Source organism: Microbacterium oxydans (assembly GCF_006540085.1).
Lineage (GTDB): Bacteria > Actinomycetota > Actinomycetes > Actinomycetales > Microbacteriaceae > Microbacterium > Microbacterium oxydans.
The window spans coordinates 576,597-592,273 of sequence record NZ_BJOG01000004.1; the positions used below are offsets into that span (position 1 = coordinate 576,597).

The following is a 15,677-nucleotide window of genomic DNA, read 5'->3' on the forward strand; positions in this document are numbered from 1 at the left end:
GTGGTGCCGCCCGCATCCCGCCTCCGCGGACTAGCCTGGAAGGATCACGACCGCCATCTCGAAGGGAGCCTCGATGGATGTTCTCGGTCCGCGCATCGTCATCGCCGCCTTCGACGGCTGGAACGATGCGGGTGAAGCAGCGAGCGGCGCCATCGAGGCACTGCGTAGATCCTCGGAGTACGACCTCGTGCATTCCGTCGACCCCGAGCTGTACTTCGACTACCAGTACACGCGCCCATCGACACGCATGGACGCCGAGGGACGACGCCAGCTGACCTGGCCGGAAGCAGGACTGTGGCGGCCGCGCGATCCCGGGCCCGGTCCCGAGATCTGGCTGCTCACCGGCGCCGAGCCCGCGCGCACGTGGCAGGCGTTCGCCTCCGAGTTCATCGACGTCGCGTTGCGTGACGACATCACCGGGCTGGTGACCCTCGGTGCGATGCTCTCCGACGTGCCGCACACCCGACCGATATCGATCTTCGCCTCCAGCCAGAACGAGCAGGTGCGCGAGGCGCACGCCCTGGAACGATCGATGTACGAGGGCCCGGTGGGAATCCTCACGGTGTTCGAGCACTTCGCCGAGAATGCGGGAATCCCCACAGCGAGCCTGTGGGCGAGTGTGCCGCACTACGTCGCTTCGGCGACTCCCTCGCCGAAGGTGACCCTCGCGCTGCTGGACCGGCTCGAGGAACTCACCGGCGTGGATGTCGACCGTCAGGCGCTGCGGACGGAGGCTGCCGCGTGGGAGGCGTCCATCGACGCCGCCGCTTCCGAGGATGAGGACATGGCGGAGTACATCCGCCAGCTCGAGCGCACGCGCGACACGTGGGACTCCCCCGAAGCGTCCGGAGACGCGATCGCGCAGGCCTTCGAGCGCTACCTCCGTCGACGGGACGACGGTCCGGGAGACCGCAAGCGCTGATTCGCGCTCAGGCTGCGATCACGCCGGTGCCGAGCAGCACGAGCAGCACGGTTCCGAGCAGGATGCGGTAGATCACGAACGGCAGGAAGCTGCGCTTCGAGATCCAGTTCATGAAGAACGCGATCACGCCGAGCGCGACGACGAACGCGATGCCGGTCGCGGCGAGGGTGTCGCCGAAGGAGAAGAACGAGGGCTCGTCCCAGCTCTTGAACACCTGGTAGAAGCCGCTGCCGAACACCGCAGGGATCGCCAGCAGGAACGCATAACGCGCAGCCGCGGCGCGCTCGTAGCCCAGGAACAGGCCCATGGTGATGGTTCCGCCCGAACGGGAGACGCCGGGAATCAGGGCCAGCGCCTGCGCGAAACCGAATGCGATGCCGTGCGGGTAGGTCAGGTCGTCGAGCTTGCGGCGCTTCGCCCCCACGTAATCGGCCACACCGAGCAGGATTCCGAAGACGATCAGCATGACCGCGACGATCCACATCGAGCGCAACACGGTCTCGATCTGATCCTGGAAGAGCAGCCCGAGCACCACGATCGGGATGCTGCCGATGATGATCAACCAGCCCATCCTCGCGTCCGGATCGTTGCGAGGCGCCTTCCCCACGAGGGAGCGGAACCACTGGGTCACGATGCGTACGATGTCTCGCCAGAAGAACACGACGACTGCGGCCTCGGTGCCGATCTGGGTGATCGCGGTGAACGCCGCGCCCGGGTCCTCACCGGAGGGGAGGAAAGTCCCGAGGATGCGCAGGTGTGCGCTGGAGGAGATCGGGAGGAACTCGGTGAGTCCCTGGACGACGCCGAGGATCAGTGCTTCGAGCAGGTGCATGGAGGGCTTTCAGGTCGGAGGAGGCACGGAGCGCGCGGCGCTCAGTACGTGCGCAGCAGATCGGTCAGCACCCGCTGGCCGAAGACAAGCGATTCTACGGGTACTCGCTCGTCGACTCCGTGGAACATGCCTGTGAAGTCGAGGTCGGCCGGGAGCCTGAGAGGCGCGAAGCCGTAGCCCGTGATCCCGAGGTACGCCAACGCCTTGTTGTCGGTACCGGCACCGAGCAGATACGGGATCACCGGAACCCCGGGGTCATGACGACCGATGCTGGCGACCATCGCCTCGACGAGATCCCCTTCGAAGGGCGTCTCCATCCCGATGTCACGGACGACCGTCTCGATGACGATCTCGTCTCCGACGATCTGCTGGAGCTCGGCCAGGACCTCGTCCTCGGTGCCGGGGATCACTCGCACGTCGATGAGCGCCTCCGCCCGCTCCGGGATGACGTTGTGCTTGTACCCCGCGGTCAGCGCCGTCGGGTTCGTGGTAGTGCGGAACGAGGAGCGGAGGAAGGCCTCGGCCGGCCCTGCGGCTGCGGCGAGAGCGTCAGGGTCGTCCGCGCTGCGACCTGACAGCGTGCTCAGCCCCTCGAGCAGCGCTCTGGTGGTCGGAGTCAGGCGGATCGGCCACCGGGTGCGTCCGATCGCCGCGACGGCCTCAGCGAGCTTCGTGACCGCGTTGTCGTCGTGCAGGCGGCTGCCGTGTCCCGCTCGTCCCTTCGCCACCAAACGGATCCAGATCAGGGCCTTCTCCCCCACCTGCAGCAGATAGGCGCGGCGGTCGTCGACCGTGATCGAGTAGCCGCCGACCTCGCTGATCGCGGCCGAGGCACCCTCGAACCATTCCGGGCGGTTCTGCACGACGAGCGCCGACCCCTCGACCCCGCCGTTCTCCTCGTCGGCGAAGAACGCGAGAACGAGGTCGCGCTCCGGCTGCTCACCCGCACGCAGGATCTCGGCGACCGAGGTGAGGATCATCGCGTTCATGTTCTTCATGTCCACGGCCCCACGGCCCCAGAGCATCCCGTCCTGCACCAATCCGGCGAACGGGTCGACGCTCCAATCCTCGGCCATGGCCGGGACCACGTCGAGGTGCCCGTGCACGACGAGTGCGGGCTTCTCCCTGTCGCGTCCCGCCACTCGTGCCATGACGTTCGTGCGGCGCGGGATCGGCTCGTAGTACTCGACCTCGAGTCCGAGCCCCTCCAGGTAGGCCCCGACATACTCCGCGGCTTCCCGCTCGCCCTTCGCGTTGCCGCCGCCGAAGTTGGAGGTGTCGAAGCGGATCAGGTCGCTCGCGATGCGCACGACCTCCGGGAGGGACGGTTCAGTCATGGGTCCAGGCTATCGAAACGTCGCGCCACGCCCGGGCGTGCGCCTCGGTTCGAGAGGCCGCGGAGGACATGGTAATGTCATTCTTCGGTCGGCAACGATCATCCAAAACCTGCGCGGGTGGCGGAATGGTAGACGCGCTACGTTGAGGTCGTAGTGCCCGTAAGGGCGTGGGGGTTCAAGTCCCCCTCCGCGCACAGGAAGAAGAAGGCCCCGGATCCCAGGATCCGGGGCCTTCTTCGCGTTCCGCGATGCGGTTCGTCTTCCGCGATCCGGCGGGGACGCAGCGCCCGCCGGATCGCGGATCGTTCAGGCCGCGCCGACGCCGAACAGCACACCGAGCGCGTAGGTGATCGCGGCAGCCCCGAACCCGATGGCGAGCTGGCGGAGTGCTCGACGAAGGGGCGGGCCCCCGGACAGCACTCCCACCATCGCGCCTGTGCTCAGGAGGGCGATGCCGACGAGCACGAGGGCGACGATGATCGCCGTGGTGCCCTGAAGCCCGAAGATCCACGGCAGCACGGGGATGATCGCCCCGGAGGCGAACAGGAGGAAGCTGGAGATGGCCGCCGTCCAGTCGCTGCCGACGATCTCGTGATCATCGCCGCGCTGGATGTCCACGGGACCGGTCGCAGCCTGACGCACGCCGGCCTGCGCCGCCTTCACGATGCGGCGTGCCCGCGCGAGGGATTCCTCCTGCTCCATGCCGCGGGCACGGTAGACGAGAGCCAGCTCGTTCTCGTCGATGTCGAGATCTCCCGCTGATGCGTGTGCGTCCTCGTTGGCCTCCGTCGCCGCGAGCAGTTCGCGCTGGGAACGTACCGAGACGAACTCGCCTGCTCCCATCGACAGTGCGCCGGCCAGGAGACCGGCGATCCCGCTGAAAAGCACGAAGCCGGAGCTCACGCCCGTCGCGCCGATCCCGAGCACCAGCGCGAGGTTGCTCACCAGGCCGTCGTTGGCGCCGAACACGGCCGCGCGGAACGAACCGGACAACCGCCTGCGACCACGCGCAGCGAGTCCGCGCACGACCTCGTAGTGCACCTTCTCGTCTGCCCTCATGGCCGGAGTGGCGTACTGCTCCGAATCGTAGGGCGACCGTGCCTCAGCGCTCTGTGCGAGGGCGAGCACGAAGATCGATCCGAAACGACCGGCCATCCATCCGAGTAGGCGCGAGCGGACCCCGGCGCGGGGCAGACGCCGCGGTTCCTCACCGAGGAGATCGAGCCAATGCTGCTCATGGCGACGTTCCGCATCGGCGAGGCTCAGCAGGATGTCGCGCTCTTCGCCTTCTCGGCGTGCAGCGAGCTTCTGATAGACGGCGCCCTCGGCGCGCTCCTCGACCAGGTAGCGCGCCCAGCGCCGACGATCGGCGGGGGTCGGGGTGGCGGCAGCGGGGGCTGTCATGGATCCTCCAGAGATGGCGGCGCCCTATGCGTGGGCAACCGTTCAACGCTATCCGCGGATGCTCAGCACGACCTCACCCAGGCGCGGATTGACAGCATTTCGGGGATCCGAAGCGCCGTCCCTGCACGGCGGGGCGCAGATCATGTCAGGACCGCACACGCTTCCGAAGAACCTCGATGCGGGATTGCAGCTGCGTCACGGTGGCCTGCGCGACTGCCGGTCCTCCGCAGATGCGGCGGAGCTCGGCATGCACAGCGCCGTGCGGCTCACCCTTCTGGCGCGCGTAGAGGCCGACGAGGCTGTTCAGCAGCTGCCTCTGCTCCTTGAGGGTGCGGTGCAGGGGCGGGGGAAGCGTCGTCGACTCGTCGGGCGGTGTGGAGGCCTCACGTGCCTCCCGCAGGCGTGACTGGCGGGACTGACGCTGCATGAGGAGCTCATGCACGTGCTCCGGCTCGAGGAGACCGGGGAAGCCGATGAACTCCTCCTCCTCCGGGGTCCCCGGTTCGGCCAGCTGACCGAACTCCTGTCCTTCGAAGACCACGCGGTCGAAGTGGGCGACGGACGAGAGCGCCTGGTAGCTGAACTCCTGCGTCAGCGCGTCCGAGGTCTCCTCCTCACGGTTCGCACTCTCGAGCAGCGAATCCTCCAGGCCGTCGTCTTCCTTCGACTGCCGGTCGAGCGCATGGTCGCGCTGTTTGTCCATCTCGTTCGCAAGCCCCATGAGCACGGGGACCTGCGGAAGGAACACGCTCGCGGCCTCGCCACGACGCCGGGCTCGCACGAACCGGCCGATGGCCTGAGCGAAGAACAGCGGAGTCGAGGACGACGTCGCATAGACCCCCACGGCGAGACGCGGCACGTCGACGCCCTCCGACACCATGCGCACGGCCACCATCCAGCGGGAGTCGTTGGCGCTGAACTTCTCGATCCGCTCCGACGCCGTCGCATCATCCGAGAGCACGACCGTGGCCTGCTGGCCCGTGATGCTGTGCAGGATCTTCGCATACGCGCGCGCGACCGTCTGGTCCGTCGCCAGTACGAGACCGCCGGCATCGGGGACGTGGTGGCGGATCTCCGTGAGCCGTCTGTCCGCGGCCGACAGGACGGCCGGCATCCACTCGCCCTCGGGATCGAGCGCCGTGCGCCACGCCTGCGACGTCACGTCCTTGGTGTTGTCCTGGCCCAAGTGCGTCTCGAGCTCGTCGCCGGTGGTGGTGCGCCAGCGCATCTTGCCGGCGTACATGTGGAAGAGCACGGGCCGGACGACGCCGTCGGCCAGTGCCCGGCCGTAGCCGTAGTTGTAGTCGGTGCGCGAGATGCGGGCGCCGGACTCATCGGGGTGGTACTCCACGAACGGGATGGGCGCCGTGTCGCTGCGGAACGGCGTGCCGGACAGCAGCAGGCGCCTCTTCGCCGGCCCGTACGCGTCTCGGATGGCGTCGCCCCAGCTCAGCGCATCGCCGCCGTGGTGAACCTCGTCGAGGATCACCAGGGTCTTGGCGTCCTCCGTGAGATGCCGGTGCACCGAGGACTTCGCGGCGACCTGCGCGTACGTCACGACAGCGCCGTGATAGTGCCGAGCCGGTGCCCAGTCGCTGTTGCGGAAGCGCGGGTCGAGGCGGATGTGCACGCGTGCCGCGGCGTCCGCCCACTGGGTCTTGAGATGCTCGGTCGGTGCGACCACGATGATGCGGTTGACCTCGCCCATGCGCATGAGCTCGACGGCGAGGGTGAGTGCGAACGTGGTCTTGCCTGCGCCGGGTGTGGCGGCGACGAGGAAGTCGCGCTGATCCGCCGCGAAGTACTGTTCGAGGGCCTCCTGCTGCCAGGCACGCAGCTTGTTCGCGGTTCCCCATGGGGCACGCTGAGGAAAGGACGGAGAGAGCATCGAGTCCACGATAATCGCTGCCGGGGACACCGGATCACTCCCCGCGATTCCCGCGCGTGCCCTGCCCCGCACCGAGCCCTGCGGGTAGGCTCGGTCACTGCGTCGCGATCATCGCCGCGTCGCTGATCGTTCGTGAAGGAGAGCTGGATGACCGACCAGGATTCGACTCGGACCCCTTACATCCCGAACGAGACCGCGCACCCGTGGCGCCGATTCGTCGCGGTCGGCGACTCGTTCACCGAGGGCATCGGCGACCCCGATCCGGCGCATCCGGGGAGCCACCGCGGGTGGGCAGACCGCGTCGCCGAGGTGCTCGCCGCGCAGGTCGACGACTTCGCCTATGCGAACCTCGCCGTCCGCGGCAAGCTGATCGCCCAGATCGTCGCCGACCAGATCGAGCCGGCCGTCGCGCTGCGCCCCGATCTGGTCTCCATCTGTGCGGGCGGCAACGATGTGATCCGGCCCGGCACCGACCCGGATGCGATCGCGAGCCAGCTCGACGACGCCGTCGCCCGGCTGTCCTCCACCGGCGCCGCCGTGCTGTTGTTCACGGGCATCGACACCGCCTTCACGCCGGTCTTCCGCGCCTTCCGCGGAAAGGTCGCGATCTACAACGAGAACGTCCGCACCATCGCCGAGCGATACGACTGCATCGTGGCCGACCAGTGGGCGCTCAAGGTCGTGCAGGACATGCGCTTCTTCGACGATGACCGACTGCACTACAACGCGCTCGGCCACCACGAGGTGGCCCGCATGGCGTTGCGTGCCCTGAACGTGCCGAACGATCTCGAGGCCATGCAGCCCGAGCCGTTCCCGCTGCGCACCTGGCGAGAGGCACGCTCGGAAGACCTGGGCTGGGCCAGGGAGCACCTGGTTCCGTGGGTGCTCAGAAGGCTCCGTCACCAGTCATCTGGCGACAACCTCGCTGCGAAGCGTCCGGAGCCCTCCCCCGTCGTCCTTCCCGGGAGGGACTGAGCGTCAGGCCTTCATCGCCCAGAGTGCGACCGCTGCCGCTGATGCCACGTTGAGGGAGTCCACCCCACCGGACATCGGGATCGTGACGACGGTGTCGGCTCCGTCCATGGCCTCGCGGGAGAGTCCGTCGCCTTCCGACCCCATGACCAGCGCGACCCGCGCCGGACGTGCGGCCGCATACGCGTCGAGCGTCACCGCGTCGTCGCGCAGCGCCAGCGCGGCGATGTCGAAGCCGTCGGCGTGGAGATCCGCGATCGCGGACTCCCAGTCCGTGATGCGCGTCCACGGCACCTGGAAGACGGTGCCCATGCTGACTCGGACGCTGCGCCGGTACAGCGGATCGGCCCCGCCCGGAGACACCAGCACCGCGTCGGCGCCGAGACCTGCTGCAGCACGGAAGGCTGCTCCGACGTTGGTGTGATCCCCGATGTTCTCCAGGATCAGCACGAGGGAGGCGCCGTCGATCACCTCGCGGACGGAGGGCAGTTCTGGTCGGTGCATGGAGGCGATGGTGCCGCGGTGCACCGCGAAACCCGTCACCGCCTCCGCCACCTCGTCCGGAACGACGTACACCGGCACGTCGAGGTCACCGACGATGGCACGGATGTCGTCCACCCTGCGCTCCTGCACCAGGAGGGAGCGGGGACGGTGACCGGAGGCGACCGCGCGCGCGATCACCTTCGTCGATTCCGCGATGTAGAGACCACCGGACGGCTCCGACAGTGCTCGTAGGGCGGTATCGGTGAGGCCGCGGTAGTCGTCGAGACGTCGGTCGGCGGCGTCGGTCACAGGCAGGAGATCCACGATGTCCACTCTGCCACCGTCAGGACACGGCGCAGCACCGGTCGCTGGGGCGTCGGCGGCTCCCGTGGAGGCCCTGGTCGGCCTCGGCACCGTAGACTCGCTCGAGGAGGTCTTGTGAGCGTGTCCATTCCCGCCGAGCTGTCGGCCACCATCGCCCACGCCGCCGAGCTGCTGCGCGAGAAGCGCATCGCACTCCTCACCGGCGCCGGCATCTCCACCGATTCCGGCATCCCCGCCTACCGTGGCGAAGGCGCGAGGACGCGCAGCGATCCGATGACGATCCAGACCTATCTGGGTGACGAGGCGGCGCGTCGGCGCTATTGGGTCGGCGGGCACCTGGGCTGGCGCGCTTTCGCGAGAGCCGAGCCGAACGCGGGACACATCGCCCTGGCGCAACTCGAAGCATCGGGGAACGTGTCCGGCGTGATCACCCAGAACGTCGACGGACTGCATCTGCGGGCCGGGAGCTCGCACGTCATCGAGGTCCACGGGACCATGCGTCGCGTGCTGTGTCTGCAGTGCGGTCAGGTCTTCGATCGCCGCGACGTCGCCGTGCAGATCGAGGAGCTCAACCCCTGGATCACCGTGCCGGAGAACGTCGCTCTCGCCCCCGACGGCGACGTGCTCCCGGAGAGCACGGAAGGCTTCGTCATCCCCGTGTGCACCGTCTGCGCGGGCATGCTCAAGCCTGACGTGGTGTTCTTCGGCGAGTACGTGCCACAGGATCGCTTCCGCGCAGCGGAGTCGCTGCTGCGTTCGAGCTCCGCCCTGATCGTCGCGGGCTCCTCCCTCGTGGTCAACTCCGGTGTCCGCCTCGTCGAGCGTGCGCGGCGACGCAACATCCCCCTGATCATCGTCAACCGTGAGCCGACGCGCGCGGATGCCTGGGCGCATGTGACCATCGCCGCGGGCACCAGCGACGTGCTCCCCGCCCTCCAGGAACTCCTCTCGTGACCCACCTCACCCTCGTCCGCCACGGTCAGACCGACTGGAACCTCGCGCGGCGCATCCAGGGCTCCACCGACATCCCCCTGAACGAGAAGGGACGCGAAGACGCGCGATGGGCCGCGGAGAAGCTCGCGGCAGGAACCCATCACGCCGTGTACACGAGCCCGTTGCTGCGCGCCAAGGAGACCGCGGAGATCATCGCGGAGCGCCTGGGGCTGGAAGTCGCCGGCGTCGTCCCCGACATCCGCGAGCGCGAGTTCGGCGATGGTGAGGGCATGCTCGTGCCCGACTACATCGCGACGTATGGCGACTGGCACGCGGAGGTTCCTGGTGCGGAGTCGCTGCACGAGGTGGGAGAACGCGCGATCGAAGCACTGCACACGATCGCTCGCGAGGCGCGGCGTCGGTCCTCCCCGCGTGCGGAGTCGGTCATCGTCGTCGCTCATGGTGGCGTGATCCGCGCCGTGATCGACCACGTCTCCGGCGGCACTCTCCCGCGCGACGGCGAGGTGCTGCAGAACGGCTCGGCGCACCGGTTCGTCGCCGCACCGGGCTATCTCCGTCTGCTGGAGGAGACGCCCGTCCTCTGATCAGACGGCGCGGGACACGACCGAACGCGCGTGACGGAGGACCGGCTCGTCGATCATCCGTCCATCGAACCGGAACACGCCGCGCTGCGACTCGGCCGCAGTGAGCACGGCGCGCGCCCAGGTGAGCAGCGCGTCGTCCGGACGGTACGCCGCACGGATCGTCGCCACCTGGTTCGGATGGATGCAGGCCGTCGCACGGAATCCCGAAGCGGCGGCGTCGATCGCCTCCTCCTCGAGTCCAGTGAGGTCATCGATGTCGATGTGCACGGCGTCGATGGCTGCTTTGCCGTGCGCACCGGCTTCGAGGAGGACACGCGCTCTGGCGTACCTGGCGATGTCGCGATACGCGCCGTCCGCGTTGCGCGAAGACGTGCCTCCCAGGGAGGCGACGAGATCCTCGGCCCCCCACATCAACGCGGACACCTGCGGGTGTGCGGCGATGCGGTCGGCTGCTTGGACGCCGCGGGCGGTCTCGCACAGGGCGATCAGCGAGTACCTCTCATCGAACGCCGACAAGCTGTCCGCACGCTCGGTCTTCGCCACCATCACGGTGCGGAAGTCGGTCTGAGCCAGCGCCGCGAGGTCTGCGGCGAAGGCCTCGGTGTCGGGGGCGTTGACGCGCACGACCACTCGAGAGGGGTCGACATCGGCGGCGATCACGTTCCTGCGCGCTTCGTCCTTCGCCTCCGGGAGCACCGCGTCCTCGAGATCGAGGATGATCGCATCAGCCCGCTCCGCGGCTTTCCGGAAGCGCTCCGGCCGGTCGGCAGGGCAGAACAACAGCGCCGGACCGAGGTCGAACGTCATGCGGGGGATCCTTCCGGACGGCAGTGGACGAGCACCGAGCGGACGGCCGTGGCGACGACGGTACCGTCCTGGTTCCGGCCGGTGTGGGCGATCTTCACGATCCCCTGCCCCGGCCGGGAGGAGGAGAGCCGCTTCTCGACGACCGTGCTCTCGGTGTAGAGGGTGTCTCCCGCGAACAGCGGATGCGGGAACGCGACATCGCCGAAGCCGAGCTGTGCGACGAGGGTCCCCTGCGTCAGCTGCGCGACGGACGAACCCACCATGGTGGACAGAGTCCACATCGAGTTCATCAGTCGCGCGCGGAACGGCTCCTGACCGTCGGCGAAAGCCGCATCGAGGTGCAGGGCCTGCGTGTTCATGGTGAGGGTGGTGAACAGCACGTTGTCGGCTTCGGTCGCAGTTCGTCCTGGGCGGTGCAGGTAGCGGGCGTCGGTCTCGAACTCCTCGTAGTACAGACCCCTCTGGACGACGTCGTGCGTGCTCATACCGCCACGCTACCCGGCGAGTCCGAGACCGCGGGCGATGACCAGCAGCTGCACCTCGGTCGTGCCCTCGCCGATCTCGAGGATCTTGGAGTCGCGGTAGTGCCGTGCCACGGAGAACTCGTTCATGAAGCCGTTGCCGCCGAAGATCTGCGTCGCGTCTCTCGCGTTGTCCATCGCCGCCTCGCCCGCGACCAGCTTGGCGATGGCCGCGGCTTCGGCGAACGGCTTGCCCGCGTCTCGGAGTCGTGCCGCGTGATGCCAGGCGAGGCGTGCCGTGTGCACCCGTGCGCGCATGCGGGCCAGAGTGAACTGCGCGTTCTGCCGCGTGCTCAGGGCGGCCCCGAAGATCGTGCGGCTCTTGGCGTACTCGACAGCGGCCTCCAGGCATCCTTCGGCGGCGCCGGTCGAGAGGGCCGCGATCGCGATGCGTCCTTCGTCGAGGATGCTGAGGAAGCTGCGGAAGCCGCTCCCCCGCGTACCCAACAGGTTGGAGGCGGGAACCCGTGCGCCGTCGAAGGTGAGGGGATGTGTGTCCGACGCGTTCCACCCGACCTTGTCGTACGGCGCTTCGACCGTGAACCCCGGTGTCCCGTTCGGCACGATGATGGTGGAGATCTCCTTGCGCCCATCCTCGTTCCCGGTCACCGCCGTGACCGTGACGAACCGCGTGATGGGGGTCCCGGAGTTCGTGATGAACTGCTTCGAGCCGTCGATCACCCACTCGTCGCCGTCGAGGCGCGCCGTGGTCCTGGTCGCACCGGCATCGCTGCCGGCCTCCGGCTCCGTGAGGCCGAAGCCCGCCAGGGCTCGCCCGGCGAGCAGGTCCGGCAGCAGCTCCTGGCGCTGCTCCTCCGAACCGAAGCGGTAGATCGGCATCGCGCCGAGGCTGACCCCTGCTTCGAGCGTGATCGCGATGGACTGGTCGACGCGCGCGAGCGCCTCGATCGCGATGCCGAGTGCCATGTAGTCGCCGCCCTGTCCGCCGTACTCCTCGGGGAACGGTAGACCGAACAATCCGAGATCGCCCATCTGGCGAACGACGTCCATCGACAGCGTGTGCGTACGATCGGCCTCGTAGGCCTGCGGTGCGACGACCGTGTCGGCGAATTCGCGCACCATGGCGGCGAGCTCGCGCTCCTCGTCGGTCAGCTCTTCCATGTTCAGCTCTCCTCCGTCGTCACGCGGGCGACCGGCTGGTCACGCCGCACCTGGTCGCCGACCGCGACCAGCAGATGCACCACACCGTCATGCGGTGCCAGTACCGGGTGCTCCATCTTCATCGCCTCGATCGAGACGAGGGCTTCTCCCGCGGACACCGTGTCGCCGTCGGTCACGTGCACCGCCACGACGCTGCCCGGCATGGGGGCACGGCCCTCCGGCTCGGTCGCCGCAGCTCCCGCGTCTCGTGCGGACAACCGGCGCTGCATCCGCTGTCGCCTGTCGAGAGGGCGCAGGCGTATCGTGCGACCTTCCTCCGCGACCCAGACCGCTCCCTCGGCATCGACTGCGGCCAGCACGCCCGCTCTGGAGGGGGAAGGAGACGCTTCATCGAGCTCGACCTCGTCGCCGTCGTCCGTGAGCGCGACGAACGGAGCATGCGGCGCGTCCTGGGTCCCCAGGCGCCACCCGGGCAGCTCACGCCACAGCGGGCTGGTGCGCACCGATGCGGGGGGATCCGAAACGGCGTCCCGCGCCGCAGCCAACTGAGACGCCGAAGGCTTCACCGTCTCGAGGGGAAGCAGGGACTCGATGAGACCGGTGTCGAGATCGCCTTCGATGACCCGCGCGTCCTGGCACAGCATCCGCAGGAACGCGATGTTGGTCTCGACGCCCAGCACGACGGTGCTCGCGAGTGCTCGGTCCAGTCGTGCCAGTGCCGTGGCGCGGTCATCGGCGAAGGCGATCACCTTCGCGATCATCGGGTCGTAGAATCCGGTGACCTCGCTGCCGCTCTCGATGGCCGCATCCACGCGGACACCCGGCGGTGGGTCGAAGAGGAGCACCGTCCCCGTGGACGGAAGGAAGCCGCGCTCAGGGGCCTCCGCGTACACCCGAGCCTCGACCGCGTGGCCGCGCAGGCGAGGTGTGACGTCCAGGGGAAGACCCGCTGCCGCGCGGAGCTGAAGCGCGACGAGGTCGAGTCCGGTGACCTCCTCGGTGACGGGGTGCTCCACCTGGAGCCGCGTGTTCATCTCGATGAAGAAGACCTCGTCCGGCGCGTCGGCATCCACGAGGAACTCGACCGTGCCGGCCCCCACGTAGGAGACGCTCTCGGCGGCGAGCACCGCGGCGGAGAGCAGGCGCTCGCGCGTGTCGGCCGGGATCCCCGCCGACGGGGCCTCCTCGATGACCTTCTGATGCCGGCGCTGCAACGTGCACTCGCGTTCGCCGAGGGCGATGACGGTGCCGTGCACGTCGCCGAAGACCTGTACCTCGATGTGCCGTGGTCGTCTGATCAGCCGCTCGAGGATGAGCGCGTCGTCCCCGAAAGCGGCGGACGCGACCCGGCGGGCGGAGGCGAGAGCGCCGCGGAGCCCCGCCGCGTCGGCGACGACCTCCATGCCCTTTCCCCCTCCCCCTGCGCTGGGCTTGACCAGCAGCGGATATCCGACGGTCTCGGCCTCTTCGGCGATCTCGGCGTCGGACAGTCCCTTGGCATCGAAGCCGGGGACGACGGGGACCCCGTACCGCAGCACATGATCGCGGGCGCGGGCCTTGTCTCCCATGATCTGCAGCGCGTCGACGGAGGGACCGATGAAGACGACCCCGCTCTCCTCGCAGGCCTCGGCGAGTCCGACGCTCTCGGAGAGGAAGCCGTAGCCGGGGTGGATGGCCTGCGCACCGGTGGCGCGCGCCGCGGCGATGACGGCGTCGATGTCGAGGTAGGAGTCGGCAGCGGGCGCTGGCCCGATCCGCACGGCCAGATCGGCCTCGCGGACATGAGGGCTCGTCGCATCGGCGTCGCTGTAGACGGCGACGCTGCGGATGCCGAGCGCCCGCAGCGTGCGGATCACCCTACGGGCGATCTCCCCGCGGTTGGCGACGAGGACGGTGTGGAAAAGGACGTCGGACGACGTCGGTGTCGGATTCATGGACAAAGCACTCACATCCGGAAGACGCCGAAGCGCGGTTCGGGCAGCGGGCTGCGGGAGACGACGTCGAGGGCGAGGCCGAGGAGGTCGCGGGTCTGGGCGGGGTCGACGATGCCGTCGTCCCAGAGCCGCGCGGTCGCGTAGTACGGCTCGCCCTGGTGCTCGTACTGTTCCCGGACCGGGGCCTCGAAGGCTGCTCGCTCCTCCGCCGTCCAGGAGCCGCCGCGTGCGGAGAGCTGGTCCTCCTTGACAGTGGCGAGCACCGACGCGGCCTGCGCGCCCCCCATCACGGAGATGCGGCTGGCGGGCCAGGTCCACAGGAACCGCGGCGAGTACGCGCGCCCGCACATCGAATAGTTCCCGGCTCCGAAGGATCCCCCGATGATGACGGTGAGCTTCGGTACACGGGTGCTGGCGACGGCCGTGACCATCTTGGCGCCGTCCTTGGCGATGCCGCCGGCCTCCGCGTCGGAGCCGACCATGAAACCGGTGATGTTCTGCAGGAAGAGCAGAGGGATCCCCCGCTGGTCGCAGAGCTCGATGAAGTGGGCGCCCTTGAGCGCCGACTCGCTGAAGAGTACGCCGTTGTTCGCGACGATGCCGACGGGGTGACCGTGGAGACGGGCGAAGCCGGTGACCAGGGTCGTGCCGTACTCGGGCTTGAACTCGAGGAACGAGTCGCCGTCGACCAACCGCGAGATGACCTCGTGCACGTCGTACGCGGCATTGACGTCGACAGGGACGGCGTCGTAGAGGCTGGACAGCTCGGAGGGAGCGCGGCTGCCGAGCACCTCCCAGGCCGGGGCGGCGGGAGGAGGGAGCGTGGCCACGATGTCGCGCAGGATCTCGAGGGCGTGCTCGTCGTCTTCGGCGAGATGGTCGACGACGCCGCTGCGTCGTGCGTGCAGCTCGCCGCCGCCGAGTTCCTCCGCCGTGACGATCTCCCCGATGGCGGCCTTCACGAGCGGGGGGCCACCGAGGAAGATGGTCCCCTGGCCGCGCACGATGACGGTCTCGTCGCTCATCGCCGGTACGTAGGCGCCGCCGGCGGTGCACGAGCCGAGAACGGCGGCGAGTTGCGGGATGCCCTCCGCGGACATGCGCGCCTGATTGAAGAAGATCCGCCCGAAGTGCTCGCGGTCCGGGAAGACCTCGTCCTGCTTGGGGAGGAACGCGCCCCCCGAATCGACGAGGTAGAGACAGGGAAGGCGATTCTCCAGCGCGATCTCCTGCGCGCGAAGATGCTTCTTGACGGTGAGGGGGAAATACGTGCCGCCCTTGACCGTCGCGTCGTTGCAGACCACCATGACGTGCCGCCCGTGCACGAGACCGATACCGGCGATCACGCCCGCGCCCGGCGCCTCTCCCCCGTACAGGCCGTCAGCCGCGAGGGGCGCGACCTCGAGGAAGGGGCTGCCCTCATCGAGCACACGGGTGACGCGATCGCGAGGGAGCAGCTTCCCTCGCGCCAGGTGACGCTCGCGAGAAGCGTCCGGTCCTCCGCGCGCGGCGGCGGCGAGGCGGTCTCGCAGTTCGTGCGCGAGCGACTCCTGGGATGTCGGCATCGTGATGTCCTCCTCGACCCACGTCCGC

General features: G+C 68.8%; 14 protein-coding genes and 1 tRNA gene. 5 read left to right on the forward strand and 10 right to left on the reverse strand.

From position 1 onward, the window contains the following. The first annotated feature begins 73 nt into the window (after positions 1-73). Entirely contained in the window at positions 74-922 is an 849-nt protein-coding gene (locus tag MOX01_RS10760) for a PAC2 family protein (protein ID WP_046747004.1), read from the forward strand. A gap of 7 nt (positions 923-929) precedes the next feature. Here MOX01_RS10760 and MOX01_RS10765 read toward each other — a convergent pair whose 3' ends face one another. After that, on the reverse strand, positions 930-1,754 hold the full coding sequence (locus tag MOX01_RS10765) for an undecaprenyl-diphosphate phosphatase (protein ID WP_017830635.1): 825 nt from the start codon (positions 1,752-1,754) through the stop codon (positions 930-932). A gap of 41 nt (positions 1,755-1,795) precedes the next feature. Continuing rightward, positions 1,796-3,091: a M20/M25/M40 family metallo-hydrolase gene (locus MOX01_RS10770; RefSeq protein ID WP_141369573.1), complete on the reverse strand. Its 1,296-nt coding sequence runs from the start codon at positions 3,089-3,091 to the stop codon at positions 1,796-1,798. A 111-nt stretch (positions 3,092-3,202) separates the two neighbouring features. Here MOX01_RS10770 and MOX01_RS10775 point away from each other — a divergent pair. Continuing rightward, positions 3,203-3,285, forward strand: a tRNA-Leu gene (locus tag MOX01_RS10775). Positions 3,286-3,397: 112 nt separating this feature from the next. On the opposite strand, the gene MOX01_RS10780 is transcribed toward MOX01_RS10775, so the two are convergent. Together MOX01_RS10780 and MOX01_RS10785 are read right to left on the reverse strand one after the other, a co-directional pair. Then, positions 3,398-4,495, reverse strand: coding sequence for a VIT1/CCC1 transporter family protein (locus MOX01_RS10780; RefSeq protein WP_058631167.1), 1,098 nt, complete (start codon positions 4,493-4,495; stop codon positions 3,398-3,400). A 145-nt stretch (positions 4,496-4,640) separates the two neighbouring features. Beyond that, positions 4,641-6,383: a DEAD/DEAH box helicase gene (locus MOX01_RS10785; RefSeq protein WP_058631214.1), complete on the reverse strand. Its 1,743-nt coding sequence runs from the start codon at positions 6,381-6,383 to the stop codon at positions 4,641-4,643. A 147-nt stretch (positions 6,384-6,530) separates the two neighbouring features. Here MOX01_RS10785 and MOX01_RS10790 point away from each other — a divergent pair, with 147 nt between their 5' ends. Beyond that, positions 6,531-7,358, forward strand: a complete 828-nt coding sequence (locus tag MOX01_RS10790) for an SGNH/GDSL hydrolase family protein (RefSeq protein WP_058631166.1) — start codon at positions 6,531-6,533, stop codon at positions 7,356-7,358. A 3-nt stretch (positions 7,359-7,361) separates the two neighbouring features. Here the strand turns inward: MOX01_RS10790 and MOX01_RS10795 are convergent, their stop codons facing one another. Further along, the gene (locus tag MOX01_RS10795) at positions 7,362-8,162 is read right to left on the reverse strand and encodes a TrmH family RNA methyltransferase (protein ID WP_058631213.1); all 801 of its coding nucleotides are present in this window, start codon (positions 8,160-8,162) and stop codon (positions 7,362-7,364) included. A 120-nt stretch (positions 8,163-8,282) separates the two neighbouring features. On the opposite strand from MOX01_RS10795, the gene MOX01_RS10800 reads away from it, so the two are divergent. Continuing rightward, positions 8,283-9,116 carry a Sir2 family NAD-dependent protein deacetylase gene (locus MOX01_RS10800; RefSeq protein ID WP_230977930.1) on the forward strand — a complete coding sequence of 278 codons (834 nt, stop codon included), beginning with the start codon at positions 8,283-8,285 and terminating at the stop codon, positions 9,114-9,116. Further along, positions 9,113-9,700: a histidine phosphatase family protein gene (locus MOX01_RS10805; protein ID WP_046747010.1), complete on the forward strand. Its 588-nt coding sequence runs from the start codon at positions 9,113-9,115 to the stop codon at positions 9,698-9,700. The genes MOX01_RS10800 and MOX01_RS10805 overlap by 4 nt, the downstream gene beginning before the upstream one ends. Here the strand turns inward: MOX01_RS10805 and MOX01_RS10810 are convergent, their stop codons facing one another. From MOX01_RS10810 to MOX01_RS10830, 5 genes are read right to left on the reverse strand one after another with little or no spacing between them, the layout of a single operon-like run. Continuing rightward, positions 9,701-10,507, reverse strand: coding sequence for an HpcH/HpaI aldolase/citrate lyase family protein (locus MOX01_RS10810; RefSeq protein WP_061015222.1), 807 nt, complete (start codon positions 10,505-10,507; stop codon positions 9,701-9,703). Next, positions 10,504-10,992: a MaoC family dehydratase gene (locus MOX01_RS10815; RefSeq protein WP_061015221.1), complete on the reverse strand. Its 489-nt coding sequence runs from the start codon at positions 10,990-10,992 to the stop codon at positions 10,504-10,506. The genes MOX01_RS10810 and MOX01_RS10815 overlap by 4 nt, the downstream gene beginning before the upstream one ends. 9 nt (positions 10,993-11,001) lie before the next feature. Further along, entirely contained in the window at positions 11,002-12,150 is a 1,149-nt protein-coding gene (locus MOX01_RS10820; protein ID WP_058631162.1) for an acyl-CoA dehydrogenase family protein, read from the reverse strand. 2 nt (positions 12,151-12,152) lie between these two features. Next, on the reverse strand, positions 12,153-14,084 hold the full coding sequence (locus MOX01_RS10825; protein WP_058631161.1) for an ATP-binding protein: 1,932 nt from the start codon (positions 14,082-14,084) through the stop codon (positions 12,153-12,155). A gap of 11 nt (positions 14,085-14,095) precedes the next feature. Next, positions 14,096-15,649 carry a carboxyl transferase domain-containing protein gene (locus MOX01_RS10830; protein ID WP_141369575.1) on the reverse strand — a complete coding sequence of 518 codons (1,554 nt, stop codon included), beginning with the start codon at positions 15,647-15,649 and terminating at the stop codon, positions 14,096-14,098. Positions 15,650-15,677: the final 28 nt, after the last annotated feature.